This is a genomic window from Commensalibacter sp. Nvir (assembly GCF_963921845.1).
Taxonomy (GTDB): Bacteria; Pseudomonadota; Alphaproteobacteria; order Acetobacterales; family Acetobacteraceae; genus Commensalibacter.
Window position 1 is genome coordinate 1 of record NZ_CAWUGZ010000081.1, and the last position, 4,001, is coordinate 4,001.

1 protein-coding gene is annotated in these 4,001 nt (G+C 37.1%); it reads left to right on the forward strand.

What is annotated here, in order from left to right; all coding sequences use genetic code 11:
* The first annotated feature begins 476 nt into the window (after positions 1–476).
* Positions 477–3,857, forward strand: coding sequence for a S41 family peptidase (locus AABE15_RS05585; RefSeq protein WP_338330300.1), 3,381 nt, complete (start codon positions 477–479; stop codon positions 3,855–3,857).
* Positions 3,858–4,001: the final 144 nt, after the last annotated feature.

Sequence of the window (4,001 nt, forward strand, 5' to 3'; positions counted from 1 at the left end):
GTATTTAAGTTAAACTAGATTTCTGTAGAAGATTCATCTTATCATGATTATTTTAATTTCTTTTAAAATTTGCCTTATAATTAAAATTTTGTTTAGAAGTTAAAATACTATTTTTTATTGAATTTTTTCACAGTGTGTTCAGTCTCATACATATATTGGTTTTAATTGTCTTCAAGACACTAGCAGGGCGCATTACCTTAGCAAATTTTCGTTTTGAAACAAATACAGTGTCTGATTGAGAAGCAATTTTTTCTTACAAATTTTTTTATTCATACTTGTTTTACCATTTAATTTGAGAACTTAATGCTTTTTATGTAATAGGTTTTGTTACGTTGCTTGTAATTATTTTGTCCTATTTTTAGGTTTGGTCCAAAATTAATGCATTCTAGGTAACAAAACTGCTTAAAATACTATTAAGATGGGTTTTGGTATTTAACAAATGTATTTTATAGAAACGATCATTTAGGAGTTAAACGGTGCAGATAAGAAAAAAAAACGGATGGGAAAGTCTATTTCGAAGGACAGCATGGGTTCATATAGGTTTAGCTGTTGGATTTGCATGTTTAACAAAACCAGCTTCAGCCAACGATAGAAAAGCTTTAATGCGTTTTCCTACACTGCACGATGATAACATTGTCTTTGTTGCTAGGGGTAATCTTTGGGAAGTTTCAACTAAAGGAGGGATAGCAAAACGTTTAACTTCCGACACGGGTGAAGACGTTATGCCCAGATACTCTCCTGACGGTAAATGGTTAGCTTTTACTGGAAGTTATCAGGGAAATAGAGATGTTTATGTCATGCCAGCGGATGGAGGAATGGCAAAAAGACTGACCTACCATTCTGACATTAATGAAACCGCGCCAGAGCGTTGGGGTCCAAACAATATGGTGGTGACTTGGACACCTGATTCCAAATCAATCGTTTTTTTATCCAGACGTAATGCATGGAACAGCTGGTTAACCACTCCGTTTACTATACCCCTTCAAGGTGGACTTGCTCACCCTCTACCTTTAGACCGTTCTGGTTTTTTGAGTTACAGCGCATCGGGGCATGATATTGCTTTTACGCGTATTTTTCGTGATTTTCGTACGTGGAAACGTTACGATGGTGGATTGGCGCAAGATATTTATCTTTATAATTTTGATACAAAATCTTTACAACAAATTACCCATTGGAAAGGTACGGATACACTTCCCATGTGGTTTCGAGATAAAATTTATTTTTTATCGGATCGTGATGTTAACAGGCGTCTAAATTTGTGGGTTTATAACAAAACAAGCGGTCAAAGTAAACAAGTTACGCATTTTACGGATTACGATATTGATTTCCCTTCTCTCGGGAATAAAGGAATTGTTTTTCAACAGGGAGGATCTCTTTATTTTTTAATGCTACCCTCCGAACAACTGTGTAAATTGTCCATTGATGTCCCTGATGATGGAACCAGAACCATGACCAAATATGTTGATGTTTCTGATTCTATTCGTAAGGCAGATGCCGGACAACAACCTGATTTCTCTATTTCTCCTAATGGTAAACGTGCCGCTTTTGCTTCAAGAGGTAATATTTTTACTGTGCCTATTGAGCACGGAGCTATAAGAAATTTAATTTGCGATAGTGATGTTGATGCGGATCATCCGGTTTGGTCGCCTGACGGGCAGTTTATTGCTTATACAACGGATCGAAATGGCGAACAAAACATCGCATTAAGAAATTCGCAAGGTGGAGAAGAAAGGTTAATTACGCACTTCAAATCAGGTTATTTTTATGCGCCACGTTTTTCATCAGATGGTCAATGGCTGGCTTTTGCTGATGGAGGACATAAGTTATGGATTGTTAACAAGTCGGGAAATGGGTTAAAACAGGTTGCTTTCGATCCTTATGCAGAGACTCAAGATTTCAGCTTTTCTCCTGATGGTCGTTGGTTGGTTTACAGTTTAACCCAATCAAACCAGCAACGTGCCCTTTGGGTGTACAATGTTGAAACAGGAAAGTCTGTTAAGTTAACGTCGGGCAGAAATACCGATTATCTTCCTGTATTTTCGCCTGATGGTAAATCGCTATTTTTTGTATCAAATCGTCACGAAAACGCTGTTTTTGCTGACAATGAAATGAATGCTATTTCTATCAAAAGCGCTGGTATTTATGTTGCAACGCTTGAATCAACTATGGGTTCCCCTTTTGCACCGCGTTCGGATGAAGGTCAAATTAAACAAGAAAAAAAAGCAGAGGAAAGTCCAGTACAAGCGGATGAAAAAAATTCTGATAAGGCCAAAATTCGTGTAAATATTGAGTCGGAGGGGTTTGAGGATCGTATCGTTCCTGTTCCAATAGCGGGAGGAAATATCTCAGACATGCAACTCGTGGGAGATAAAATTTATTATTTGTTAGCCACCCCTCAAACGTTATCGGGTACTTTTCCTCAAGAAAAACCTGCCCTTCATGTTTACGATTTAACAGAACGAAAAGATGCTGTTATTGAGAAAGATATTGATAGTTATAGTCTTTCTCGAGACGGAAAAAAAATTCTCTACAATCAAAAAGATTCTTGGATTATCAGCGATGCAAAAGAGAAGCATGAAGATGACAAAACATTAGATGTTTCTTCGATGTTAAGCCGGATTGATCCTCCTAAGGAATGGAGAGAAATGTTCGAAAACGCTTGGAGATTGCAAAGAGATTTATTTGTAAATGCTAAAATGAATGGACAAAATTGGCAGGAAATTCATGATAAATATGAAAATCTGATTCAGTTAGCAGGTTCTCGCTCAGATGTTAATTACGTTATCGGTCAGATGATCGCAGAAATAGGGAGCTCACATACCTATGTTGGGGGTGGCGACCAACAAGATAGCGTTAAACCCGTGCCAACTTTACTACTGGGTGTAGATTTTTCCTACGATCAAAAGAAACAGCGTTACGCTTTGGCTAAAATTTATCATGGAGATAACAGTCGTAAGCAATACCGTAGCCCTTTGTCAGAACCAGGATTGGCTATACATGAAGGTGATTTTTTACTTCGTGTTAACGGTGTGGAAGTCAAAGGTGATGGTGACCCTTATCAATATTTTGTCGGGTTATCCAATCCTATTAGTTTGACGTTTGAAGATAAACAGAGTGGAAAACATAAAACCGTTAGTGTAAATGCATTAAAAAATGAGCTGTCCGTTAGAGAGTTAGAGTGGATTGATCATAATCGTCGTCTCGTTGATCAGCTTTCGGGTGGGAAAATTGCCTATATTTATCTTTCAGACATGGAAGAATTAGGTATGCAACAATTTATAAGGCAGTTTTACTCTCAGTTAGATAAAAAGGCCTTGATTATTGACGATCGCTGGAATGGTGGTGGTTTCATTGACCAAATTCTTTTAGAACGATTACGCCGTATCTTAATTGGTATGACGACGAATAGAGAGAGCGAGATGGCAACTTTGCCTCAGCAGTTAATTTTAGGCCCTAAGGTAACGCTTATTAATGAATATTCCGCGTCAGATGGGGATATTTTCCCTTATTACTTTAGAAAGTATGGGTTAGGAAAATTAATTGGTAAACGGACATGGGGGGGTGTTAGAGGTATAAGAGGATATTGGCCCTTGAGAGATGGGGGTTACATTACTATTCCTGAAGAAAGTTTGTATGGACTTAAATCGGAGTGGATTATCGAAAATCGTGGCGTTCAACCTGATATTGAAGTTGATAATACCCCTGTTGAGTTACAAGAACATCATGACAAACAGTTGGAAACTGCAGTTTCTTACCTCATGAATCAACTTAAAAAGAACCCCGTTTCACTTCCTAAGCCACCCAGTTGGGATAATCCTTATCCTCAAACAGGAATGTTTTTTTCTAAAAACAATTAGTTTAATAAAAAATAATTTCATAAACGAAATATTTAAAGCTTCTAAAGCAACTTTAGGAGCTTTAAATTTATAGTTTGTAAAATCAAGCATAATGACATTGGAATAAAAAATATAATAGTCTATTAGTTGTTATACAGTTAGCTC